General features: G+C 67.3%; 25 protein-coding genes. 10 read left to right on the top strand and 15 right to left on the bottom strand.

Annotated features, from left to right (window positions below; genetic code table 11):
• Nucleotides 1–5: 5 nt before the first annotated feature.
• Complete coding sequence (gene rpoN / locus WKW82_RS22285; protein ID WP_340344526.1) at nucleotides 6–1,598, top strand: RNA polymerase factor sigma-54; 1,593 nt, start codon at nucleotides 6–8, stop codon at nucleotides 1,596–1,598.
• A gap of 212 nt (nucleotides 1,599–1,810) precedes the next feature.
• Here the strand turns inward: rpoN and WKW82_RS22280 are convergent, their stop codons facing one another.
• On the bottom strand, nucleotides 1,811–3,580 hold the full coding sequence (locus WKW82_RS22280; protein WP_340344525.1) for an ATP-binding response regulator: 1,770 nt from the start codon (nucleotides 3,578–3,580) through the stop codon (nucleotides 1,811–1,813).
• 175 nt (nucleotides 3,581–3,755) lie between these two features.
• On the opposite strand from WKW82_RS22280, the gene WKW82_RS22275 reads away from it, so the two are divergent.
• Together WKW82_RS22275 and WKW82_RS22270 are read left to right on the top strand one after the other, a co-directional pair.
• A complete protein-coding gene (locus WKW82_RS22275) occupies nucleotides 3,756–4,982 on the top strand; it encodes a THUMP domain-containing class I SAM-dependent RNA methyltransferase (protein WP_340344524.1) in 1,227 nt (408 codons plus the stop codon).
• A gap of 226 nt (nucleotides 4,983–5,208) precedes the next feature.
• Nucleotides 5,209–5,601 (top strand): putative toxin-antitoxin system toxin component, PIN family, encoded by a 393-nt coding sequence (locus tag WKW82_RS22270; RefSeq protein WP_340344523.1) that lies wholly within the window; start codon nucleotides 5,209–5,211, stop codon nucleotides 5,599–5,601.
• 27 nt (nucleotides 5,602–5,628) lie between these two features.
• On the opposite strand, the gene WKW82_RS22265 is transcribed toward WKW82_RS22270, so the two are convergent.
• Entirely contained in the window at nucleotides 5,629–6,567 is a 939-nt protein-coding gene (locus WKW82_RS22265; protein ID WP_340344522.1) for a BUD32 family EKC/KEOPS complex subunit, read from the bottom strand.
• A gap of 20 nt (nucleotides 6,568–6,587) precedes the next feature.
• On the bottom strand, nucleotides 6,588–8,264 hold the full coding sequence (locus WKW82_RS22260) for an FMN-binding glutamate synthase family protein (protein ID WP_340344521.1): 1,677 nt from the start codon (nucleotides 8,262–8,264) through the stop codon (nucleotides 6,588–6,590).
• A gap of 69 nt (nucleotides 8,265–8,333) precedes the next feature.
• Here WKW82_RS22260 and WKW82_RS22255 point away from each other — a divergent pair, with 69 nt between their 5' ends.
• Together WKW82_RS22255 and WKW82_RS22250 are read left to right on the top strand one after the other, a co-directional pair.
• Nucleotides 8,334–9,116: a UPF0149 family protein gene (locus tag WKW82_RS22255; RefSeq protein ID WP_340344520.1), complete on the top strand. Its 783-nt coding sequence runs from the start codon at nucleotides 8,334–8,336 to the stop codon at nucleotides 9,114–9,116.
• A gap of 68 nt (nucleotides 9,117–9,184) precedes the next feature.
• Nucleotides 9,185–9,607, top strand: coding sequence for a gamma-glutamylcyclotransferase family protein (locus tag WKW82_RS22250; protein ID WP_340344519.1), 423 nt, complete (start codon nucleotides 9,185–9,187; stop codon nucleotides 9,605–9,607).
• A gap of 53 nt (nucleotides 9,608–9,660) precedes the next feature.
• Here WKW82_RS22250 and WKW82_RS22245 read toward each other — a convergent pair whose 3' ends face one another.
• The 9 genes from WKW82_RS22245 to apaG form a co-directional block, all read right to left on the bottom strand.
• The gene (locus WKW82_RS22245) at nucleotides 9,661–10,014 is read right to left on the bottom strand and encodes a DUF4870 domain-containing protein (protein ID WP_340344518.1); all 354 of its coding nucleotides are present in this window, start codon (nucleotides 10,012–10,014) and stop codon (nucleotides 9,661–9,663) included.
• Nucleotides 10,015–10,245: 231 nt separating this feature from the next.
• Nucleotides 10,246–10,554 carry a GNAT family N-acetyltransferase gene (locus tag WKW82_RS22240; RefSeq protein WP_340344517.1) on the bottom strand — a complete coding sequence of 103 codons (309 nt, stop codon included), beginning with the start codon at nucleotides 10,552–10,554 and terminating at the stop codon, nucleotides 10,246–10,248.
• Nucleotides 10,555–10,583: 29 nt separating this feature from the next.
• The gene (locus tag WKW82_RS22235) at nucleotides 10,584–11,072 is read right to left on the bottom strand and encodes a nuclear transport factor 2 family protein (RefSeq protein ID WP_340344516.1); all 489 of its coding nucleotides are present in this window, start codon (nucleotides 11,070–11,072) and stop codon (nucleotides 10,584–10,586) included.
• 20 nt (nucleotides 11,073–11,092) lie between these two features.
• Nucleotides 11,093–11,584 (bottom strand): CinA family protein, encoded by a 492-nt coding sequence (locus WKW82_RS22230; protein WP_340344515.1) that lies wholly within the window; start codon nucleotides 11,582–11,584, stop codon nucleotides 11,093–11,095.
• Nucleotides 11,578–12,141: a phosphatidylglycerophosphatase A family protein gene (locus WKW82_RS22225; RefSeq protein WP_340344514.1), complete on the bottom strand. Its 564-nt coding sequence runs from the start codon at nucleotides 12,139–12,141 to the stop codon at nucleotides 11,578–11,580. The genes WKW82_RS22230 and WKW82_RS22225 overlap by 7 nt, the downstream gene beginning before the upstream one ends.
• A gap of 42 nt (nucleotides 12,142–12,183) precedes the next feature.
• Complete coding sequence (thiL, locus tag WKW82_RS22220) at nucleotides 12,184–13,158, bottom strand: thiamine-phosphate kinase (protein WP_340344513.1); 975 nt, start codon at nucleotides 13,156–13,158, stop codon at nucleotides 12,184–12,186.
• Between the two features lie 16 nt (nucleotides 13,159–13,174).
• Entirely contained in the window at nucleotides 13,175–14,296 is a 1,122-nt protein-coding gene (locus WKW82_RS22215; RefSeq protein ID WP_340344630.1) for a YbdK family carboxylate-amine ligase, read from the bottom strand.
• A 157-nt stretch (nucleotides 14,297–14,453) separates the two neighbouring features.
• Nucleotides 14,454–15,719, bottom strand: coding sequence for a cation:proton antiporter (locus tag WKW82_RS22210; RefSeq protein ID WP_422823548.1), 1,266 nt, complete (start codon nucleotides 15,717–15,719; stop codon nucleotides 14,454–14,456).
• A gap of 78 nt (nucleotides 15,720–15,797) precedes the next feature.
• Nucleotides 15,798–16,193, bottom strand: coding sequence for a Co2+/Mg2+ efflux protein ApaG (gene apaG, locus WKW82_RS22205; protein ID WP_340344512.1), 396 nt, complete (start codon nucleotides 16,191–16,193; stop codon nucleotides 15,798–15,800).
• 222 nt (nucleotides 16,194–16,415) lie between these two features.
• On the opposite strand from apaG, the gene rpe reads away from it, so the two are divergent.
• Nucleotides 16,416–17,102 (top strand): ribulose-phosphate 3-epimerase, encoded by a 687-nt coding sequence (rpe, locus tag WKW82_RS22200; RefSeq protein ID WP_340344511.1) that lies wholly within the window; start codon nucleotides 16,416–16,418, stop codon nucleotides 17,100–17,102.
• 21 nt (nucleotides 17,103–17,123) lie between these two features.
• Nucleotides 17,124–17,369 (top strand): toxin-antitoxin system HicB family antitoxin, encoded by a 246-nt coding sequence (locus WKW82_RS22195; protein WP_340344510.1) that lies wholly within the window; start codon nucleotides 17,124–17,126, stop codon nucleotides 17,367–17,369.
• 1 nt (nucleotide 17,370) lies between these two features.
• On the opposite strand, the gene WKW82_RS22190 is transcribed toward WKW82_RS22195, so the two are convergent.
• Complete coding sequence (locus WKW82_RS22190) at nucleotides 17,371–18,330, bottom strand: LysR family transcriptional regulator (RefSeq protein WP_340344509.1); 960 nt, start codon at nucleotides 18,328–18,330, stop codon at nucleotides 17,371–17,373.
• A gap of 125 nt (nucleotides 18,331–18,455) precedes the next feature.
• On the opposite strand from WKW82_RS22190, the gene WKW82_RS22185 reads away from it, so the two are divergent.
• The 3 genes from WKW82_RS22185 (at nucleotide 18,456) to WKW82_RS22175 (ending at nucleotide 21,155) form a co-directional block, all read left to right on the top strand.
• Nucleotides 18,456–19,331, top strand: coding sequence for an oxidoreductase (locus WKW82_RS22185; RefSeq protein ID WP_340344508.1), 876 nt, complete (start codon nucleotides 18,456–18,458; stop codon nucleotides 19,329–19,331).
• A 106-nt stretch (nucleotides 19,332–19,437) separates the two neighbouring features.
• The gene (locus WKW82_RS22180) at nucleotides 19,438–20,448 is read left to right on the top strand and encodes a tripartite tricarboxylate transporter substrate binding protein (RefSeq protein WP_340344507.1); all 1,011 of its coding nucleotides are present in this window, start codon (nucleotides 19,438–19,440) and stop codon (nucleotides 20,446–20,448) included.
• On the top strand, nucleotides 20,445–21,155 hold the full coding sequence (locus WKW82_RS22175) for a nitroreductase (protein WP_340344506.1): 711 nt from the start codon (nucleotides 20,445–20,447) through the stop codon (nucleotides 21,153–21,155). Before WKW82_RS22180 ends, WKW82_RS22175 begins: the two co-directional genes overlap by 4 nt.
• A gap of 141 nt (nucleotides 21,156–21,296) precedes the next feature.
• Here WKW82_RS22175 and WKW82_RS22170 read toward each other — a convergent pair whose 3' ends face one another.
• Both WKW82_RS22170 and WKW82_RS22165 read right to left on the bottom strand, forming a co-directional pair.
• Nucleotides 21,297–22,517: a CaiB/BaiF CoA transferase family protein gene (locus WKW82_RS22170; RefSeq protein WP_340344505.1), complete on the bottom strand. Its 1,221-nt coding sequence runs from the start codon at nucleotides 22,515–22,517 to the stop codon at nucleotides 21,297–21,299.
• Entirely contained in the window at nucleotides 22,514–22,969 is a 456-nt protein-coding gene (locus WKW82_RS22165; RefSeq protein WP_340344504.1) for a PaaI family thioesterase, read from the bottom strand. Before WKW82_RS22165 ends, WKW82_RS22170 begins: the two co-directional genes overlap by 4 nt.
• Between the last annotated feature and the right edge of the window lie 152 nt (nucleotides 22,970–23,121).

Raw genomic sequence — 23,121 nt, 5'->3', positions numbered from 1 at the left:
TCGGCATGAAGCAAGGCCTGTCGCTGCGCGTATCGCAGCACCTGGCACTGACGCCCCAATTGCAGCAGTCGATCCGGCTGCTGCAACTGTCGACGCTGGAACTGAGCCAGGAAGTCGAGCAGATGCTCGACGACAACCCGTTCCTCGAGCGCACCGCGGAGGAGGCCGTGCGGGAAGAGTTCGGTCTCGAGACCGCCGACGCGCCACCGCCGCGTGACGACGATTTCGCCACCCCGCCTGCCGCCAATGGGGCGGACGGCCCGGCGACCGCAGCGGCCACGGTATCGAACGACGCGGATTCAGCCACTGCTGATGCGGCCGCCGACGGCGTCTCCGACGGCGAGCCCGACTGGGGTGGCGACGGCACCGTCGACATGGTGCCCGACGACAGCGAATGGGGCGGCGACGCCCCCGCGCGTGCCAACAACCTCGGCGGTGACGAGCGCGCCGACGCCACCGAGCTGGCGCGCAGCCAGGAGTCGCTGCAGGCCTTCCTGCACCGACAGGCGCTGGGCCTGCGCCTGGACGAAACCGACCGCGCCGCGCTGAGCTTCCTGATCGAGTCGCTCAACGACGACGGCTACCTGGAGGACTCGCTGCCCGCGCTGGCCTCCGGCCTGGCCGGCAACGACAACGACGAATTCGACGAACTGGTGCATCGCTTCCAGATGGCGTTGGGCCTGCTGCAAAGCCTGGAGCCGGTCGGCGTGGGTGCGCGCGACCTGGGCGAATGCCTGGCGATCCAGCTGCGTGCCCTGGCCGATGAAGATGAATGCGAGGACGAGGCGCAAGTGCGCAAGGTCGCCATCGCCATCTGCAAGCTGCCGATGGAGCTGCTGGCCCGCCGCGACTTCAAGCGCCTGGCCACGCTGACCAAGAGCAACGAAGACCTGGTGCGCGGCGCGATGCAGCTCATCGCGCGGCTGGAGCCCAAGCCGGGCCGGCGTTTTGTCGACGTCGAGCGCAACGTGGTCGTGCCGGACGTGATCGTCACCCGCACCGGCCGTGGCGCCTCGCTCAAGTTCCGCGTGATGCTCAACCCGGACGTGATGCCGCGCCTGCGCGTGCACGACATCTATGCCGGCGCGCTGAAGGCGCACAAGGGCGAGGGCAGCCAGGCGCTGTCGCAGCGGCTGCAGGAGGCGCGCTGGTTCATCAAGAACATCCAGCAGCGCTTCGACACCATCCTGCGCGTGAGCAATGCCATCGTCGAGCGGCAGAAGAACTTCTTCGTGCACGGCGAACTGGCGATGCGTCCGCTGGTGCTGCGCGAGATCGCCGACGAACTCGGCCTGCATGAATCGACCATCAGCCGCGTGACGACCGCCAAGTACATGGCGACGCCCTACGGCACGGTGGAGCTCAAGTACTTCTTTGGCTCGGCCTTGGGCACGGAGACGGGCGGCAACGCATCGAGCACGGCGGTGCGGGCGCTGATCAAGCAGTTCGTGACCAGCGAGAACATCAAGAAGCCGCTGTCGGACAGCCAGATCTCGGACATGCTGAAGGAGCAGGGGATCGAGTGCGCGCGCCGAACGGTGGCGAAGTACCGCGAGGCGCTGCGGATTGCGCCTGCGAATTTGCGCAAGGCGCTGTAGGACTCGCTGGCGCTGGCGCCGGTACGGGTGCTGGCGTTGGCGTTGGCGTTGGCGCCCGACCGGCTTGGCGGATGCGGTTGCCTGCCTGAAGTCAGTCGAGGCGGTCGACCTAACGCAAATGGACGGTCGGCGGCGCCCCTTGGGCCGTCAATCCTGTGGCCCCTCAGGAGCGGGTGTCAGGAGTTCGCATGCACATTGCCATTGCATGGGAGTCAAGGGTGAACTCCCGCCTGTGCAGCCGCCAACACCGCCCGAAGTTCCGCCGCCTGCACCGGTTTCCGCAACGCATGCCACCCCCGCTGCCTTGCCATCCGCTGCGTCACCGGCTCGATGTCCGCCGACACCAGCGCGATCGTCAGGTCCGGCCGCTGGTTCTGCAGCAGGTCCGCAAGTGCGACGCCGTCCAGGTCGCCTGGCAGCCGGATGTCGCACAGTGCCACGTCGATCGAATCCAAGTCCGCCAGCGCCAGCGCTTCCGATGCATTGGCATACACGCGCGGTTCCGCGAGCCAGTGGCGCAGCAGCGCGGCGATGCTGTCGGCGACCACGGTGTTGTCCTCCACCACCAGCACGGCCAGGCCGGGGCGCAGCGGCTGCACGTGGACGGCGTTCGATTCGGCGCCGGTGCTTTCCGGCAGCACCAGGTCGGCTGGCGCCGCCTCCAGTTCGAAGCCGAACACCGAGCCACGCCCCGGCGCCGAGCGTAGCGTGACCTGGAAGCCCAGACGATCGGCCAGTCGGCGCACGATGGCCAGGCCCAGCCCGTGCCCGCGCTGCAGGTTGCGCTCCACGTTGCCGATCTGCTCGAAGTCGCCGAACACGCGCTGCTGCATGTCCGGCGCAATGCCGATGCCGTTGTCGCGCACCTCCACGCGCCACGTCGCGCCGGTGTGGCCGCGCCGCACCGCCAGCAGCACGCGGCCTTGCGGCGCAAACTTGAGCGCGTTGTCGGTCAGGTTGCCGAGCACGCGGCGCAGCGCCACGGCATCGGTCCAGGCCAGCGCGCTGGCGGGGCAGCGCACCCGCACGCGCGTGGAGTGGCGGGCCAGTTCGCGCAGCATCGGCCCCAGCGCGACCGGGCCGGGCTTCAGCGGGTCAGCGGCGGCCTCGATGCGGCCGATCTCGAGGAGCTGGTTGGTCAAGCCTTCCAGCGCCTGCTGGGCTTGCGAGAGCGCGATCACGGTCTGCTGCACAAGGTGCGTGGGCGTGTGGGCGTCGAGTTGCTGGCGCAGCACTTCGGCCTGCAGGCCGATCGCCATCACGGGTTGGCGCAGGTCGTGATTGGCCGCCGAGAAGAAGCGCAGCCGTTCGGCTTGTGCCTGCTCCGATTCGCGCAGGCCGGTCTGGGCTTGCACGCGAAGTGCGCTCTCCTCGTGGCGGCGCCGGATGTTCTCTTCCAGATGACGCGAGCGGTCCGTGACCAGCTTCCACACCATCACCATCAAGCCGACGCCAAGCAGCGCCGCCGTCCGCATCACCGGGGAGCCGAACACCAGACCCATCACGATGATGGGCAAAAGCAGCAACGTGATGGCCAGGCGCATCGCCGGCGTGTAGAACGACACCGAGAACGCCGAAGACAGCGTCATGGCCATGATGACGGTGGCCAGCAGAAGCTGCTCCACCGGCTCGTCCGGGTTGAACAGCAGCACGCCGGCGGCGCCGTGCGCGGCCTCGTGCATCGCGATGCGCAAGGTGTGGGCCCGCAGCGCGCCCGGCAGGTTCTCCGGCGTGAGCGGGTCCGGAGGATGCTGCGGGAAGAAGCCGCGCATTCCCGTCGTGAAGGCGACCAGCGCCAGCCACATCAGCGCGGGCGCCCGCGCGTATTGCCAGGCGAACAGCAGGGCCACGCCGCAGTCCAGCAGCAACTGCACGATCAGCGTGGGGGCGGTGGGCTGCGCGCTGAGCCGCAGCACCTCGCACTGGACGGCGAAGCGTGAAGCGGCGGGCGCGGCGTTGTCGGGCGCGGACGTGGAACTCATGAAAGGGACGACTATAGAGCCCCCAGGGCCGGGCCAAGCCCAGCCCGCCCCGGCGGGGGATCGAGTCGAGATGGCAAAGCCGCATCGACTCGAGAGCCCCCGGGGCCGGGCGATCCCGGATCACCAAGCGCGGTACACCTTCTGTCTGACTTGCGGCGGGGGCGACAATCGGAGGGTGAACGACCTATCCCTATTCCTGCCCTGCGCCGCCGGCGTGGAAGACTTCCTGGCGCAGGAGGTGCATGCGCTGACCGGCCGCGTCGGCCAGGACCTGCTCACCCTGCGCGGCGGCGTGCGCGTGCGTGCCGCCTGGCGCGACGCGATGCTGCTCAACCTGCACAGCCGCCTCGCGCAGCGCGTGCTGGTGGAGTTGGCCCACGCGCCCTACGGCAACGAGAACGATCTCTACGGCATCGCCAGCGGCGTGGCCTGGGAGATCTGGTTCACGCCGAAGCAGACCTTCAAGATCGAGACGACGGCGCAGCACAGTCCGCTGCAGAGCCTGAACTTTGCGACGCTGCGCATCAAGGACGCGATCGCCGATCGCTTCCGCGCGAAGGCGAACGGCGTGCGGCCGAGCATCGAGACGCAATGGCCCGACGTGCGCGTGTTCGCCCACCTGACCACCGACGCCTGCACGCTCTACATCGACACCAGCGGGGAGCCCCTGTTCAAGCGCGGCTGGCGGCAGGACAAGGGGGACGCACCGCTGAAGGAAACGCTGGCTGCTGCGATGCTGGCTGCGAGTGGATGGTGGAATCCGGAGACGGGGGCGGTGTCCGATGCGGCGCTCTATGACCCGTGTTGCGGCAGCGGGACCATCGCGATCGAGGCGGCGCAGATCGCGCGCGGCATTCCGGCGGGGTCGTTGCGGCGCTTCGGGTTCGAGAAGTTGTTGCCGTTCCAGGCGCATGTGTGGAATGCGGTCAAGGAACAGGTGGCTGCGCCGGGGGCAGTGGATGGCGTGACGGTGTACGGCAGCGATGTGTCGCACCGGATGGTGGACTTTGCCGAGCGCAATGCGGAGCGAGCTGGTGTGGCGGACGCGGTCGAGTTTCGTGGCGGGGATGCCTTGCAGCGCATGCCGCCGGCGGGTGGCGGCGTGATCGTGCTCAACCCGCCGTATGGGGAGCGCATCGAGGTCGGCGGCGTGGCGCGCATCGGCGCACGCGAGCAGGCGGCCACGGAAGATGGCGGCGAGTTCTTCTCGCAACTTGCCACGCACTGGAAGAAGAACTACGCCGGCTGGACCGCCTGGGTGCTGACGCCCGACCTCAAGCTGCCGCAACGCATGCGGCTGAAGGAATCGCGCCGCGTGCCGATGTGGAACGGGCCGATCGAGTGCCGGCTGTTCCGGTTCGACATGGTGGCGGGGTCGGCTCGGGCGAAGCCTGTTGCGTGAGTCGAAGTGCGGGAGCGGGCGTCGAACGCAGGGTCGCAAAAGGAACGCAAGAGTTTTCATGGGTTCTACGTCACTCTTGAAGGATCTGAGGCTGCCTTGCAGGTGGCCCTGTCGAGTTCGAAGTTGACCGTACGCAACGGTCGCGAAGCGCGAAGGACGCGAGAGAAATGCAGAAAGTTGAACCTTCGTCATACCGTTTCTCTTGCCTGCTACTGATCTCGAGCCAATGACCATCGTCCTGGACACCAACATCGCGCTGGACCTGCTGGTCTTCAATGACCCGGCTTGCGCCGGATTGCAGGCCGCGCTGGAGGCGGGTGAACTGCGCTGGCTGGCCACGGTCGCGATGCGTGACGAACTGGCGCGTGTGCTGGGGTATCCGCAGATCGTTCCGCGGCTGGCTTGGTATCAACGCACGCCGGAGGCCGTGCTGGCGGACTTCGACCGGCTCTCGCGGCGCGTGGAACCTGCGCCGCGTGCCACCGTGGTCTGCAAGGATCCGGACGACCAGATGTTCATTGACCTGGCGGTGGCGCATCGTGCGCCACTGCGCAGCAAGGACCGGCTGGTGCTGGCGTTGCGCAAGCGCCTGGCCACCCTGGGCGTCGAGGTGTCGTAGGTGTCGTAGGTGGCGCTGTACGCGGCGCTACCGTTTTGACAATGGCGCCGACAGCGTGCCCGACGGGTCGAAGTTGGGTGAATACCACTTTGCCATCAGACGGGCGACGGCGCGAACACGCTGGGTGTCGCGGCCCCAGCGCCGGTCGGCGGGCAGATGCCGCAGCCAGCGCATGCGTTGGGCAGCGATGGCAAGGCGTTCACGCACCTCGTCGCTCGCGTCCGCCAGCACGGCATGCCACTGTCCGCCGGCGCCGTGCGGAGAGGCCGCGTGCAGCAGCGCGGCGGTGGAGTGGAGGTAGCTGAGCCAGTCGCGCACCTGGCATTCGGCCAGCCCCAGTGTTGCGCCGGGGTCATCCTCGAAATCGATGTAGCCGATGGTGCCGTCGGGGCAGTGCATCAGGTTGCGGGCGAAGGCCTGGCTCAGGTAGGCGCCGCGCGCATGCACCAGCGCGATCGCGTCGAGTCCCTCGCGCCAGACGTTGAGCAGCGCGACGGGGCCCACGGCAGCGGCCTGGTCGAGCCGCTCGTTCAGCACGATCGGCGCCTGGTTGCCCTCGCCGAGGTCGGAGATCAGCACGCCGTCGGCTTGCAGCGCCAGCACCGCGGGCACGCGCAAGCCCAGTTCGCCAAGTGAACCGAGGCGGCGCGCCTCGATTTCGATCGCCGCCTCGCCTCCGGGGTTGGGCACGGGCGTCAGCACGTCGAGCCGGAACGCCTTCGCCACGGCGGCCAGCAGGTGGTAGCGCCACATCGCATGGCGCGGGCCGGCCTTCTTCAGCCACACGCGCTGCGTGCCGAAGCGGTGCCGCGCCACGCCGGTGGCCTGCAGAGGCAGCGTGGCGGCCAGGAAGGCGGCGTAGTCGCCGGGAGGGGGCGGGGGCGCCGTCGCGTCGAGCGGCGCGGGCGCGGAGGCGTCGCCCTTGCGGGTCTGGACTTGATTGGCGCGGCTTCGCAACGGATTCATCGTCGGGGTGAAAGCACCAATCAGGCCGCCAGTGCGGGCGCCATCTCGTTCGCGCTGTCCACCAGCGGCAGCCTGGTGGTGCTGGTCAGCGGCTGGAAGCTGGTGGCACTGGCCAGCGGCCAGTAGATGCGGAAGACGTTGTGCTGGTGGTCCAGCGGGCCGAGCAGGGCGCCGGGCTGGACTTGCAGGACCAGGTTCGACAGCAGCCGCACCTCGGTGTCGGAAATGCGCCGCACGATGTGGTGCGCGGTGATCTGTTGCGGATGCTCGAGCCCCGCGGCCTGCACCAGTTCCTGCAACGCGTGCAGCGTCGAGCGATGGAAGTTGCGCACGCGATCGGCCTTGGTGTCGACGACCAGCGCCTTCTGCCGCTGCGGGTCCTGCGTGGTCACGCCGGTCGGGCAATGGCCGGTGTGGCAGGTCTGCGCCTGGATGCAGCCCAGCGTCATCATGAAGCCGCGCGCCGCGTTGCACCAGTCGGCGCCCAGCGCCATCATCCGGGCCAGGTCGAAGGCCGAGATCACCTTGCCGGCGCAGCCGATCTTGATGCGATGGCGCAGGTTCACGCCGACGAGCGTGTTGTGCACCAGCAGCAGGCCCTCCTGCAGCGGCGTGCCGACGTGGTCGGTGAACTCCACCGGCGCAGCGCCGGTGCCGCCCTCGGCGCCGTCGACGACGATGAAGTCGGGCGTGATGCCGGTCTGCAGCATGGCCTTGACGATGCCGAACCATTCCCACGGGTGGCCCAGGCAGAACTTGAAGCCGGTCGGCTTGCCACCCGACAACTCGCGCAACCGGGCGATGAAATGCATCATCTCGACCGGCGTGCCGAAGGCGCTGTGCGACGAGGGCGAGATGCAGTCCACGCCCTCCGGCACGCCGCGTGCGGCCGCGATCTCCGCCGTGACCTTGGGGCCGGGCAGCACGCCGCCGTGGCCAGGCTTGGCGCCTTGGCTCAGCTTGATCTCGATCATGCGCACTTGCGGGTCGGTCGCGGCCTTCGCGAAGCGCTCCTCGCTGAAGCTGCCATCCACGTTGCGACAGCCGAAGTAGCCCGAGCCGATCTCCCAGATCAGGTCGCCGCCGTGCAGGCGATGGTGGCGCGAGATCGAGCCTTCGCCGGTGTCGTGCGCGAAGCCGCCCATCTTCGCGCCCAGGTTCAACGCCATGATCGCGTTGGCCGACAGCGAGCCGAAGCTCATTGCCGAGATGTTGAACACGCTGGCGCTGTAGGGCTGCGCGCAGTCGGGGCCGATGAGGATGCGGAAGTCGTGGTTGGCCAGGCGGGTCGGCTGCATCGAGTGGTTGATCCACTCGTAGCCCGAGATGGTGACGTTGAGTTGCGTGCCGAAGGGGCGGTTGTCGGGCTCGCCCTTGGCCCGCTGGTACACGAGCGAGCGTTGTGCGCGCGAGAACGGTGCGGCTTCGGCGTCGCTTTCGATGAAGTACTGGCGGATCTCCGGCCGGATGAACTCGAAGAAAAAACGGAAGTGACCCATGAGCGGGTAGTTGCGCAGGATGGCATGGCGCTTCTGTCGCATGTCCTGCACGCCGATGAAGACGAGCGCGGCGAAAGTGACGGTCCCGATCGGGCCGCGCCACAGCCACGGCCACAACAGCCAGGTGACCATGCTGACCAGCAGGCCGACGACGCTCAGTGCGAATGCGGAGTATCGGATCGGGAACGGTGATGTCATGGGAATTGCAATGATCGCCTCGGCCGGTCGACGCGTGTTGCATCATAGAGGGCTCTTTTTTGCGCCACCATGACTTCAAGCCCTGATACACCCTCCACCGGCGCTCCGGCAGCCCCGCTCACCCCTGAAGATTTCGACGTGCTGGACCGCGAACTCGACCTCATGCGCGAGGCCGACGACGAGATTCCGCAATGGGAATTCTGCGAGGGTTTCATGGCCGCGCTGATCTGCTCTCGCCGCCCGATTCCGCCGGAGGAATACTGGCCCGTGCTGCTCGGCGACGAGTTCAGGCCGGCCAAGTACATGGAATTCGTCTGGCATTGGAAGCGCCGCTGGACAGAGATCCAGCAAGGCCTGGACGCGCCGGTCGAGACGCTGGAGGACGAGCGCACCTACCAGCCCGAGGTGCTGGACGTGCGCGGCGCCATCGCATCGCTGCCTGAGGAAGAGCGTGCCGAGGCGGCTGGCGAGGCGACGCCGTCCTTCGCGCAGGTGTGGGCGCTCGGCTTCATGTTCGCGGTGGAGACGTGGCCCGAGGACTGGGCTGCGCCGCGCGACAAGGAAGCCGCCGGCATGCTCGACGACGCGCTCGACTGCATCGTCGAACTCACCGAGGACGACAAGGGCACGCCCACCATCTCGATGTTCAGCGAGAGCGGCCCGCCCAGCCTGAGCCAGCAGCGCCTGGACGATTTCGGCGCCGCGATCTGGGCGGTGTACGACCTGCGACAGCTCTGGAGAAGCATGGGGCCGCGCGTGGAAACCGTTCGCAAGGAGGCGACGCCGGGGCGCAATGATCCGTGTCCGTGTGGCAGTGGGAAGAAATACAAGAAGTGCCACGGGGCGGGATGAGTTGGTGACAGCTTGTCGCCGACTGGCGCTGCCTGGAACGGCGGAAAGGCGTTGAGGAGGGCGGTAGTTTGGAGCGCTTTCTCCTATTCGTCTTCGGCACCCTGAAGGAAGGATTCCCGAACGCCGCCACCAACGAGGGCCGACGCATCGAGGGCGAGTTCGTCACGCTGGAGCGCTATCCGCTCTACCTGGTGGGCGACCGGCATTCGCCCTGGATGATCGACTTGCCGGGGCAGGGCCACCGCGTTGCAGGGCAGTTGTTCGAGGTCGACGAAGCTGCATTGGCGCGCATGGATGCGCTGGAGCGCATCACCGAGCCGGACGGCTATCGGCGGGAGCGGATCCAAGTGGTGGGCCCGCAAGATGCTGTCCCTGTCGAGGCTCACGTGTACCTGCGGCCCCAACTGCCAGGTTGCGCGGATATTCGATCAGGCCCCCTGGAGGCCTATCTGCCGGAGCATGCACGCATGTACCGAAGTCGCTTGGCTTGAAGTCGCGACTTCGCATCTCGGAAGCACCGCGCCAGCGGGGCGCAATTGGACGCTTACTTCACGAGCCGGAGGGTCAGGGGGTAGCGATAGCTGGTCCCGTCACTGGCCTTCACGGCAGCGAGGATGCAAAGGACCAGGTTCGCCATCATCACGATCCAGAACAGGAAAATGCCGATGAAGACGAACGACAAGATGAAGCATGCGAAGTACGCAATGATCACGGTGATCTGGAAGTTGAGGGCTTCGCGTGCGTTGTCGGTCGTGAACGCATCGTTGGGATCCGGCTTGTGGATCAGATAGATGACCAGTGGGGCAAGCCAGCTCGTCAGCAGGCCACCGATATGCGCGAGGATCGCCATCGTCTTGCTGGTGTTGGCGCTCGACGCGCCGGGAATTGCATCGGTCATTCATGGGCTCCGGTTGAAGAGAAAAGCGAGAACACAAGCAGGGCTGACGACAACTGTCGCACAGGCTTGATCGGCCAGATGGAATGAGTGCGCATTGAAAGCGGACGCCCAGCCCCGGACAGCGCTTTCTGCCCATCGGTGAAGGTGATCGACACTGGACGCACCAAGGTTCATGCGGCTCTCCGAAGGTTCGGCGCGGTCAGGCAGCCTATTCCCCGATTCGACAGATCTTCAGATCTTGAACGCCCTGCGCATGTCCCCTCGCACCAGGTCGGCTTGGTCGGGATGCTTGCGGATGTAGCCCGCGATGAACTGGCACACCGGGATCACGTGCAGGCCTTGCGCCCGCGCGTCGTCCAGCACGTGGCGTGCGATGGCCGAGCCCACGCCCTTGCCTTCAAAAGCCCCCAGCACCTCGGTATGCGTGAACATGATGGCGTCGCGCAGCAGGTTGTATTCGCAATAGCCCGCCAGTTGGCCCTCGATCCTGGCCTCGTAGCGGTGTTGCGCGGTGTCGTTCGTGATGGCGATGTCGGTCATGGTCGTGCGTCTGTTTTTCGGGGAATCGGTCAGCCGTTGCGTGCGAGGTGCAGCGCGAGGTTGGCGGCAGCAGTTGCGCGCACTTTCTTGCGCAGCATCGGCGACCACCCCATCAGCAGGCCGGGCAGCCCGAGCGCCTGGCGCGCCCAGGTCCAGAACGGGAAGCTGTCGGTGTGCGTGGCGATCCTGCCATCGGGCGTGAAGGTCATGCGGGCGTCGATGCTGTTGTCCACGGTGCGGCCGGTGGCGCTGAAGAGGTAGTGCGCGTCCCAGTGAGCGCGGCCGGTGTTGCCGTCGACGGCCACGTCGCGGTACGTCAGGCGCCACACGTGCGCGCCCTTGGCCTGGGTGGCGCTGCACAGCATCTTCCACATGCCGCCGATCTCGCGTGCGCCGTTCAGCGAGAACACTTCGTCGTTGAACGCGGCATCGGGCGTATAGCAGGCGGCCATGGTGTCGGCGTCGAGCTTCGCGAAGGCGTCGTAGAAGCGGCGGATGGTTTGCTCGTTGCGTGTCATCGGTTCGCTCCGTCCAGGAATCAACGTGGGGGTTGCAGCAGCGTCACCAGGTTCTCGATGGCATGTTGCACGGTGGCCGCGCGGATCGCGGCGCGGTCGCCATCGAACAGGCGCCGTTCGGTATGCACGATGCCGTCCACCGACCAGCCGAACCACACGGTGCCCACCGGCTTGGCCTCGGTGCCGCCGGTCGGTCCCGCGACGCCGGTGACCGCCATCGATACCTGCGCATGCGAGCGCGCCACCGCGCCCGCGGCCATCGCGCCGGCCACGGGCTCGCTGACCGCGCCATGCGCGACGATGAGCGCCAGGTCGACACCCAGCAGTTCGATCTTCGCGTCGTTGGAATAGCAGACGAAGCCGCGCTCGAACCACGCGCTGGAGCCCGAGAGGTCGGTGCAGGCGCCCGCGATCAGGCCGCCGGTGCAGCTTTCCGCGGTGGCCAGCATCAGGCCCCGGGCCGCCATCAGGTCGGCCAGCTTTGGCAGCAATTCTTCGGTGCGGCTCACCATGCGCGCACCGCCGCAATCACCAGCAGGGTGCAGAAGGCGGCCACAAGGTCGTCCAGGATGATGCCGAAGCCGGCGCGCCACCAGTCGGGCTCGGCCGCGCCCTTCTGCTTGAACAGACCGTCGGCCCAGGCCACGGGGCCGGGCTTGGCCGCATCGAAGACGCGGAACAGCGCGAAGGCGGCCAGTTGCCCGATGAAGCCGATCGGTATCACCACCCACAGGATGATCCAGAAAGCGATCACCTCGTCCCACACGATGCTGCCGGGGTCGGCGATATTCATGTGCCGCGCCGTCACGGTGCAGGCCCACCAGCCGATCGGCAGCGATGCCAGGATCACCCAGCCGATGGCAGCCTCGCTCAGCCAGCGCTGCATCACCAGGTACGCGGCCCAGGCCCACAGGGTGCCGAAGGTGCCGGGCGCGACGCGCGGCAGCCCGGAGCCGAAGCCGAGCGCGATCCAGTGCGCGGGATGGGACAGCATGAAGCGCAGCGTCGGGCGGCGCAGCGCGGGTTGGACGGAGGGGCTGGAAGCGATCGGAGCCGGAGGATCGATCATGAAAGGACGATTGGACGCAATGGAGAGAAGTGTGCCCGAAGGTCAACCAAAGTGGTCGAAGCTGGGGAATCGCTGGGTCAGCGGCGTGCCGTGGGCGTCCACGACACGCACGCCGGGCTCCGCCTCGACGGTGCCGATGCGCGTCACGACAGTGTGGCTGGCGAGGCTGACCTGCTCGACCGCATCGCGCGCGGTGGGGCGTGCGGTGAAGGCCAGCTCGTAGTCGTCGCCGCCCGAGAGCGCACAGGTGCGAAAGGTTTCCAGTGCCAGCCCGGATTCCGCGTTCGACGGCATGCGCCGCGCCGCCACCAGGTCGGTGACAGCATCGGCGTCGATGCGCGCGCCGACGCGGCTGGCCAGCAGCACGTGGACCAGGTCGCCGAGCAAGCCGTCGCTGACATCGATTGCCGCGGTGGCCACGCCGCGCAGCGCCAGGCCCAGCGCCACGCGGGGTGTCGGCTGTTCCATGCGCAGGCGCGCCTGCTTCAGCATGGGCGCGGGCAGCGACAGCGTGCCGCGAAACGCTTCCAGCGCCAGCCGCGCGTCGCCCAGCGTGCCGCTGACCCAGATGTCGTCCCCGACCCTGGCGCCCGAGCGCAGCAGGGCCGCGCCGGCCGGCACCTCGCCGAACACGGTGATGCAGATGTTGAGCGGCCCGCGCGTGGTGTCGCCACCGATGAGTTCGCAAGCGTATTCATCGGCCAGCGCCAGCAGCCCGCGCGAGAAGCCGGCCAGCCATGGCTCGTCCACCGAAGGCATCGACAGCGCCAGCGTGAAGGCCAGCGGCTTGGCGCCGCACGCAGCCAGGTCGCTGAGGTTCACGGCCAGCGCCTTGTGGCCCAGGCGCGCGGGCTCGACGGTCGATAGGAAGTGGCGGCCCTCCACCAGCATGTCGGAGGACACGGCCAGTTGCATGCCGGGCGCTGGCGCCAGCAGCGCGCAGTCGTCGCCCACGCCCAGCGCCGCGCGCTTGGCGGGCCGCGTGAAGTACCTGGCAATGAGGTCGAATTCGCCCATGTGTCTCGCCTGCTTGCTACGCCGCGCCGCGGAAGCGCCGCGCGCCTTGGCGCACAACCTCGGCCAGCAGGCGTTCCTTGCCCTGCCGCTCGCGCAGCCAGCGCGCATCGTTCTGGCCCGCGTCGACGTCACGGCGCAGGCGCGCCAGCGATTCGGTCGCGTTCAAGGCCTCGCAGTGCCATTCGAGCTGCGTCATGGTCATGAGGATATGTTCTCGCAGCGGCATGTGCTCGCCGCTGGCCGGGTCCACGTACACCGCATCGAGCCCGAAGCGGCAGGCTTGGAAGCGGTTGTAGGTGTAGACGAGGTAGTCGTCCTCCGTCGGCGTGAAGGGCTGCTCCTGCAGGAACCATGCCGCCAGCGACTGCACGTAGCCGGCCAGGTCGGCCGCGCGCTCGACGGTGAGCGGCGTATCGAACACGCGGATCTCGATGGTGCCGAACTCGGGCTTGGGGCGGATGTCCCAGTAGAAGTCCTTCATGCTGCGCACCACGCCGGTCCGCGTCATGCGTTCGAAGTAGGCCTCGAACTCCTTCCAGGTCAGCGCAAAGGGTGCGCGGCCCGACAGCGGAAAGGCGAACACCGAATTCAGCCGCGCCGAGTCGAACTGCGTGTCCTGCCCCTGCACGAAGGGCGAGGACGCCGACAGCGCGATGAAGTGCGGGATGTAGCGCGACATGCGGTGCAGCATCAGCAGCGCCGAATCGGCATCGGGGCAGCCGACGTGAACGTGCTGGCCGAAGATGGTGAACTGCTTGCTCAGGTAGCCGTACAGCTCCGACAACTCGCGGAAGCGCGGCTTGTCGTAGATGCGGCGCTCATGCCATTGCTGGAAGGCATGCGTGCCGCCGCCGACCACGGCGATGTTGAGCTTGTCGGCGCTCTTGACCAGCGCATCGCGGATCGGCGTGAGCTGCGCGATCACGTCCTTGGCCGAGTGGCAGATGTCGGTCGAGATCTCGATCATGCTCGAGGTCATCTCGGGCACCACGCTGCCCGGCAAAGGCGTCTGCGCCATCAGTCGCAGCATGTCCGCGGCATAGGGTGCGAGGTCGTAGTCGTGGGTGTTGACCAGTTGCAGTTCCAGCTCGACCCCCAGCGACAGGGCCTGCGACTTGTTGAACGGCTCCAGCGGCATGACGCGCGACATCGGCATCACGGTGGCATTGTTCTGCTTGATGCTCATGAGAGGTTTCTTGAGTGCAGGATCGGTGACGGACAGCCGAACGCAGATGCGAGACAAGGACTACGCAGCAGTCGCAAGAGTAGATTCAATTTTTTTCTCGATGCAGCACTCACGATGCGTTGTCCTCCGTGGTGCTGAAGGCCTCGGGGGTCCAGGGCACGGAGCTTTCGCCGGCGAGGTGGATGGCGATCGTGACGATCACCGCGCCGGCGATTTCCATCAGCAGGATGGCGGGCAGCGCGGTCTGCGTGATCAGCACACCGAGCAGCGGCGATGCGGTGACGAAATTCGATGCGATCAGCAGCGCGATGGACGACAGCGGCGCCATTGCGCCACCCACCCACAGGGCCTGCTTCCAGTCGGTGCCGCTGCCCGGATTGCCCAGCGACACGCCGACCACCTTGGCCACTCCGCGCGCCGCGATCAACGCAAACACCAGGCTGGCCACCGGCAGGTTCCAGTCTGCCTGCGCGGCCACGATCGACACCAGCACGAACATCAGCATCGTCAGCAGCGAGGCGGCGGTGCCCAGCTGGCTCGGCCAGGACCACGGCCGCGGATTGAGTTGCTTGAGCATGATGCCGCCGATCAGCGCGGCGAGCGGTGCCGAGCCGCCCATGTGCGCCGACACGGCCGCACCGGCGGCGATCAGCGCCAGCATCAGGATCGAAGTGTTCTCGCTGGTCGGGCTCATCACGCGCAAGGCCGAGCGCATGGTCAACGCCATCGCCGCGCCCACGGCCAGGGACATGCCCAGCACCACCAGCACCGGGTAGATGCGCTCGGTGATGGCGCTCGGTGCGCGCTCGATCAGTCCGGCCTGCGCATAGCCCAGCGTGATGGCGTAGAAGGTGTTCAGCGTGGAGAGCGTGAGCGCGCGATCGGTCACGGGACCGGAGGCGCGCGTGTCCATCACCACGCGCGAGAGCACGGCGGGCGAGGCCACGATGGCCATCAACGCCAGCGCATTCGCGACCGGGCCCGGCACGTCGAGCCAGACCAGCACCCAGTACACCGCGAAGTAGGTCAGCGTCGACTCGACCACGCTCTGCACCAGCACCATCGGGTTGTGGCGGAACCAGCGCAGCGGCAGCCTGCCACCGGCCTCGAACAGCACGATGGCCACGCCCAGCTCGACCATGAACAGCCCCACGCCCTGCAGCGGCCACACCGCGCCTTCGAAACCGGCCAGACCGACCAGCGTGCCGACGATCGAATAGCCCACCACCTTCGGCATGCCGATGTAGCGTTGCACCAGGTGGCCGGCCGCAGCGGTCACTGCGATCAGCAACGCCCACAGCACCGTCGGCAAGCCGGCCGAAGGGCGGACCCAGTCGGCCCAGAAACTCGTCAATTCATTGATGAAGGAGGACATGCGCGAATCAACTACAGGAACCATGAGGTCGCGCGAGGCGACGAATACTGGAAAGAGACCGGGGCCCGGAGGCAGGCCCTAATGCAATACGCGGGAGACCGGTCTGCCGCCGAAGTCGGCTTCGAGCATGACCATGGCGATCGGAGCGTCGAAGCGGTCACCGTGCTCGGTCACCATGAAGAAGCTGCCATGCATGGTGCCGCTGGGTGTCTTCAGGCGGCAGCCGCTGGAATACTGGAAAGAGGTGCCGGGAGCGATCAGCGGCTGCTGGCCGATCACGCCGAGGCCCTTGACCTCTTGCACGTTGCCGGCGGAATCGCTGAAGAACCAGTGGCGCGCCACCAGTTGCGTGGCGACCTTGCTGTTGTTGGTGACCGTCACCGCGTAGGAGAAGGTGTAGACGTTTTCTTCCGGCGAAGACTGGTCGGACAGGTAGCGAGGTTCGATCTCGACGGTGATCGGGTGGGTTGGCATGGGGCGGATGGTACCGGACGGGGCACGAGCCCCCAGGTCCGGGCTGCGCCCCGGCCCGCCCCCCGAGGGGGATCAAGTCGAGATGGCAAAGCCACATCGACTTGAGAGCCCCCAGGTCCGGGCTGTGCCCGGCCCGCCCCCGAGGGGGATCAAGTCGAGATGGCAAAGCCACATCGACTTGAGCCTCACACACTCGCGAAAGGCTTTGCGACAATCGAGCCCATGAGCCAAACCTACCGCATCGCGCCCTCGATCCTCTCCGCCGACTTCGCGCGGCTCGGCGAGGAAGTCCGCAACGTCGTGGCCGCCGGCGCCGACTGGATCCATTTCGACGTGATGGACAACCATTACGTGCCCAACCTGACCTTCGGCCCGATGATCTGCCAGGCGCTCAAGCCGCACGCGAAGACGCCAGACGGCACGCCAGTCCCCATCGACGTGCACCTGATGATCCAGCCGGTCGACGCGCTGGCGGCGTCTTTCGCGCAAGCGGGCGCCGACTACATCAGCTTCCACCCGGACGCGTCGCCGCACATGCATCGCAGCATCCAGGCCATCAAGGCGGCGGGCTGCAAGGCCGGGCTGGTGTTCAACCCGGGCCTGGGACTGGAAGCGCTGGAATACGCCATCGACGACATCGACCTGGTGCTGATCATGAGCGTCAACCCGGGCTTCGGCGGCCAGAGCTTCATCGACTCGGCGCTGCGCAAGATCGAGCAGGCGCGCAAACTGATCGACCAGACCGGGCGGGACATCCGGCTGGAAGTCGACGGCGGCGTCAAGACCGACAACATCGCCCGGGTGGCGAGCGCGGGGGCGGACACCTTCGTGGCGGGGAGTGCGATCTTCGGGGCGAAGGATTACAAGGGTGTGATTTCGGCGATGCGGGGCGAGTTGGCGAAGGGTTGATTTGCTGATTGAGCCTGCGAAATGGGCGCTTTCACCGTCCGTCTGCTTGACGACAAACACAATCGACTGCGTGCGTTGGCGCAGGCGCGGGGGACGACCGTCAATCGCCTGATCGATGAAATGGCCACGCTGATGTTGGCCGAGTTCGATGCAGAGACGCGTTTCCTGATGCGTGCTGCACAAGGTGCCGGGAAGATTGATCGAGGAATGGAGTTGCTGCGCAAGGGGGCGGGCTCGAAGGCGTCTTCCTCGACCCGACGGGCCTGACTCAGCGCCGCTTGCGCCGCGCCCCGGCCGGCGCAAGCTCCTCCGGCCGCAGGAAGAACTGGTCGTTGCCGGCGAGCCGCTCCACCGCAAGATCGATGAAGGCGCGTACGCGCGCCGGCTGCGCGACGCGGCTGCCGTAGTACACATAGAGCCCGAGGTGATCGGCCACGTGCGCCGGCAGCAGCGGCACGAGCTGGCTTGAGCGCACCAGCGGCGCGGCGGTCGCGCCCATCAGCTGGCCCACCGCTTGGCCCGCGAGCACGGCTCGGGCTTCCACATCGATGTCGTTGGTGCACAGCGCCGGCGCCATGTTGCGCGACACGATGTCCTGGCCGACCTTGAATTCCCACGGCATGAGCTTGCCGCTCGCCGGGTGCCGGAAGCAGCTGCAGCGATGTTGCGCCAGGTCGTCGATGCTCGTTGGGGTCCCGTGCTTTGCCAGGTAGGCGGGCGATGCGCAGACCACGAGCTGGATGTCCACCAGCCGGCGCGCGATGAGGCCTTCTTGCGGCGCCGCGCCCACGCGAAAGCCCACGTCGACGCGCTCGTCCACCCAGTTGCCGATGCGGTCGTCGAGCTGCACATCGGGCTCGATGCGCGGGTGCATTCGGCAGAACGCCTCGACCACGGGCCAGAGCATCTGCAGCATGGTCGCGCGCGGCGCCACGATGCGCAGCGGCCCGGCGATCTCCTCCCGGCCGCGCCGCGCGCCCTGCAAGGCGCGCTGCAGGGTCGCGAGGCCCGGTTGCGCCGTCTCGAGGAACTGGCTGCCTTCCTCGGTAAGGCTCAAGTGCCGCGTCGTGCGATGGAACAGCCGAACGCCCAGGTGCGACTCCAGCTGGGCCACCGCCAGGCTGGCTGCTTGCGGCGTGATCGCCTGCGCCGCGGCAGCCTTGCGCAGGCTGCCCAGTTCAGCAGCCTGGATGAAGGTGGAAATGGCGCGGAGTTCGTTGAAGGCCATGGCCGAATTATCACGATTTGCTTGCGGATGAACACAGCGATCCCTGGCTATTCGGATGGCACTGGCAAACCTACATTTCCCTCACCGCAAGGCACTTTCCCATCACCCAACCCAAGGAAACCATCATGACTTCATCCCGCGATTTCAAGCGCGTCTGGTTCATCACGGGCACATCGCGCGGCATCGGTGCACGCATCACCGAGGCCGCGCTCGCCCATGGCGACGCCGTGGTCGCAACGGCACGCGATGCGGCTTCGGTCGCGCAACGCTTCGGCAACGCCGCCGGGCTGCTCGCGGTGTCGCTCGACGTCACCGACGAGGCCCAGGCCGCACGCGCGGCCGAGGCGGCCATCGAACGCTTCGGCCGCATCGACGTGCTGGTCAACAACGCCGGCTTCGGCCTGCTCGGCGCGGTCGAGGAGGCCACGGCCGACGAGGTCCGCAAGTTCTTCGAGACCAACGTCTTCGGCCTGCTCAACGTCACGCGCGCGGTGCTGCCGTCGATGCGTGCGCGGCGCAGCGGCCATGTGATCAACATCTCGTCGGTCGGTGGCTACCGGTCGGGGGCGGGTTTCGCCGTGTACTGCTCGACCAAGTTCGCGGTCGAGGGCCTGACCGAGGGATTGCATGCGGAACTGGCGCCGCTCGGCATCCATGCGACGGTGGTCGAGCCGGGCTACTTCCGCACCGATTTCCTCGACAGCGCCTCGTTGACCGTGTCGCCGCGCATCATCGATGACTACGCGACGACCGCCGGCCAGGTGCGTGCGGCTGCGAAGCGCATCAACCACAACCAGCCGGGCGACCCGGAACGCCTGGCGCAGGCCCTCATCGCACTGGTGGAAGCCGAGGTTCCGCCGCTGCGCCTGCCGCTGGGCACCGACACGCTGGCCGCCATTCGCGAGAAGAATGCATCGGTTGCGCAGGAGACGGATGCATGGGAGGCGCTGGCCGCCTCGACCGACTTCCCGAAGGAGGAAGCAGTCGCTGCCGTGGCGTGAAACACGGTTGATTTTTCTGCAAGCGAAGGTGGGCGAAAAGTCGTTTTACGCGAGGCGGCGGATCGACAACGATCACCTCACTTCACAACGACGAGAGACGACGATCATGACTCCCACCCTCACGCAAACCAGGCCCGTACGCTTCTTCTCGCGCATCGCCACCGCGGCGGCCCTGGCCGTCGCGGCGGTGTGCGCGCCGGCGCATGCACAAAGCGACTACCCGACGAAGAAGCCCATCACTTTGGTGGTGCCCTTCGCGCCGGGCGGCGGCAACGACATCCTCGCGCGGGTCATCGCGCCGAGGCTGTCGCAGATCCTCAAGCAGACCGTGATCATCGAGAACAAGCCGGGCGCCGGCGGCAACCTCGGCACGGAACACGTTGCGCGCGCCGCAGCGGACGGCTACACGCTGTTGATCGCCTCCAACCAGGTGACGATCGATCCGGCGCTGGGCGTCAAGGCCGGCTACCGCATCGACCGCGACTTCGCGCCCGTGGGCCGCATCGCCTCGGTGCCGATGGTGCTGGTGTCGCACAACGGCGAGCCCTACAAGTCGCTGCCGGCGTTCATCAGCTACGTCAAGGCGAATCCGGGCAAGGTGGCCTATGGCAGCCCGGGCAACGGCACGCCGCAGCATCTCGCGGGCGAGGTGTTCGCGGCGACGATCGATTCGCGCATGACGCACGTGCCGTACAAGGGCACGGCGCCGGCCATCACCGACCTGATCGGCGGACAGACGCAGGTGGCATTTGCCACGCTGGCGTCGGTGCTGCAGTACATCGAGGGCGGCAAGCTCACGGCGCTGGGCATTGCCGGGCAGGAGAAGTCGGCCGCGCTACCCAAGGTGCCGACCTTCGGCGAAGCCGGCCTGAAGAACTACGAGGCCTCGCTCTGGTACAGCCTGGTGGTGCCGGCCAACACGCCGCAGCCGATCGTCGCCACGCTGAACAAGGCGCTGGTCGAGACGATGGCCAACCCGGCCGTGGACCAGCAACTCGTCAAGCAGGGCTTCGTGCCCAAGCCGACCTCGCCGGAGGAACTCAAGGGCCTCATCACGGCCGACCTGGCGCGCTGGGCGCGGGTGGTGAAGGACAACAACATCAAGGTCGAGCAGTGAGCGAAGCCGGTGTGGGCGTGATCGAGGCGCTGCACCGGCGGCGCAGCGTGCGCGGGTTCAAGCCGGATGCCGTGCCGCGCGAGACGGTGGAGCGCATCCTGCAGGACGCCGCGCGCAGTCCCAGTGCGTCGAACACGCAGCCCTGGCGGGTGCATGTTTGCGCGGGCGAGGTGCAACGCGGCTTGTCGCAGCGCTTGCTGGCGCTTCACTTGGCTGGTGGACAAGGCCACGGCGAGGAATACACCTACTACCCACCGGCCTGGCGCGAGCCTTACCTGCAGCGCCGCCGTGAAGTCGGCAAGGCGCTCTACGGGTTGCTCGGCATCCCGAAAGGCGACGATGCGTCGATGGCGCGGCAATATGCGCGCAATTACGAGTTCTTCGGCGCGCCGGTGGGGTTGTTCTTCACGCTCGAACGCGACATGGGCCAGGCGGCATGGATCGACCTCGGGATGTTCCTGCACGCGGTGATGCTGGCGGCGATCGGACACGGGCTCGATACCTGCGCGCAGCAGGCGTTTGCGCGCTATCACCGGGTGATTCGCGAGCAGTTGCGGATACCCGAGTCGGAGATCGTGGTGTGCGGCATGTCGCTGGGGGTGGCGGATGAGGCTGAGCCTGCGAATGGTTTGACGACTGCACGGGAGCCGCTGGATCGTTTCGCGACGTTTGCGGGATTTCGCGGAGCGCACGTCCGATGCGAATAAGGCGACGCGTGGCTTCGCAGGCGCGCTTCCGCGCCATCAGCGATCCGTGACACCTTCGGTATTTCCGCATTCGACTCGCATGACAAGGGGGCCAAATGGCCCCCTTGTCGCTTCATCTCATTGCGCCACCGAGGCGCCTTCTCAAGCCTCCGCGCCTGTCACTGTCTCCGCGGGTGAACGCACCGCGCCGGACTGGATGAGTTCTTCGATCTCGTCATCCTTCAGTCCAAGCTCGCGCAGGAGCAATGCCGAGTCCTGCCCGCACGCAGGGGCGGGAGTGAAGCCCGCCGTATTCGCACTCGCGCTGTTGATCGGAAACCCCGGCATCCTTAGCGTCCCGAAGCCCGGCACATCCACCGCCGGCAGCATGGCATTGGCGGCCACCTGCGGATGCGCCGCGATGTCCGCATAGCGGGCGACCTTGGCGCAGAGGATGTCGGCGGACTGCAGCGGTGCGATCCATTCATCGGCGCTGCGGCGCATGAAGGCGACGGTCAGCTCGTGCGTCATTGCAGCGCGGTTCGCCACGCGCAACGGCGAGGTCGCGAATCGCGGGTCCTTTTCAAGGTGCCGCAGGTCGAGCACGCTGCAAAGACTGGCCCAACGCTCGGCGCTGTAGGCCGCCACCATGAGCCAACCGTCTTTCGTCTCGAAGGCCTGGTTGGGCGCGGAGTAGGGCGCCGCGCTGCCGCTCGGCACGGGCGGCTCGCCATCGGCGAAGTAGCTCGTGAGCGACGACTGCTGCAAGGCCAGCGCCGAATTCAACAGGCTCACGTCGAGATGCCCGCCGCGGCCATCGCGGCTGCGCTGCTGCAGCTTGGCCAGGATGCCGATGCAGGCCAGGTAGCCGGTGGTCACGTCGACGATGGGGGCCTGCACCTTGCAAGGCTCGCCGCCGGGTGTGCCGATCAGGCTCATCAGGCCGGAGTCGGCCTGCAGCACGCCGTCCACGCCGGCACGTTGCGAATACGGACCCTGCTGGCCATAGGCGGAGATCGAGCAATAGATGAGCGACGGATGCTGCGCCTCCAGTTGCGCATGGGCGAGGCCGGCGCGCTGCATCACGCCGGGGCGCATGCTCTCGACGACGATGTCGGCCGTGGCGATGAGGCGCCGCGCGATGTCAAGGCCCTCGGGCTTCTTGAAGTCCAGCGCCATGCCGAGCTTGTTGCGGTTGAAGCCGTGATAGAGCGCCGCGTCTTCGCCGACCCAGCCGGGCCCGAGCGTGCGGCCGATGTCGCCGGCGGGGGACTCGACCTTGATGACGCGTGCGCCCATGTCGGCGAGCAGCATGGTGCAGCTGGGGCCGGCGCCGATCTGGGTGAAGTCGATGACGGTCAGGCCGTCCAGTGCGTTTCTCATTGGCTTGTCTCCTGGGGGATGTGGGTGATGCGCTTGAAACTGCCCTGCGCGGTGGCAATGACGTCGCCGGTGTCGGACAGCAGTTCGCCGGCGCAAAAGAAGATGCTTCGACCTGAGCGGACGACGCGGCCGGTCGCATGCACGCGGCCGTTGCTCGCGCGTCCGAGGTAGCACACCGACAGCATCACCGTGACGCCCTGGCTCAAGGGCGTGTCGGCGCCGGTCATCAGGCCCGCATAGCCGCAAGCGGCGTCGAGCAGCGTGGCCGAGACGCCGCCTTGCAGGCTACCCGAACGGTTCAGGTGGCGCGCGCCGAGGTCCAGCGTGAGCGTGCATTCGCCGGGGCGGATGTGGCCGAGGCGCACGTCGAGGTCGTCCAGCAGCGGGTTGCCGCGCACGCGGCCGTCTGGGGCGAAGTCGTCGTGCAGTGCGGTCGGGATCGTTGTCTCCATCGCGTTCCTTTCAGGTGGCCGTGGGGCCACGGATGCATCGATGGTTGCGGGGACGCGCCGCTGGGACAACCGATATTTCAGGCGCTTCGATTGAGAAAAGCTGAGGCATGGCGGTCCTCGTTGTTTGCTTGAGATTTGTTCAAGCGAAAGGC

Source organism: Variovorax rhizosphaerae (assembly GCF_037889975.1).
Taxonomy (GTDB): Bacteria; Pseudomonadota; Gammaproteobacteria; order Burkholderiales; family Burkholderiaceae_C; genus Variovorax; species Variovorax rhizosphaerae.
The sequence above is the reverse complement of the archived record's forward strand: the minus strand, read 5'-3'. Positions and strand labels throughout refer to the sequence as shown.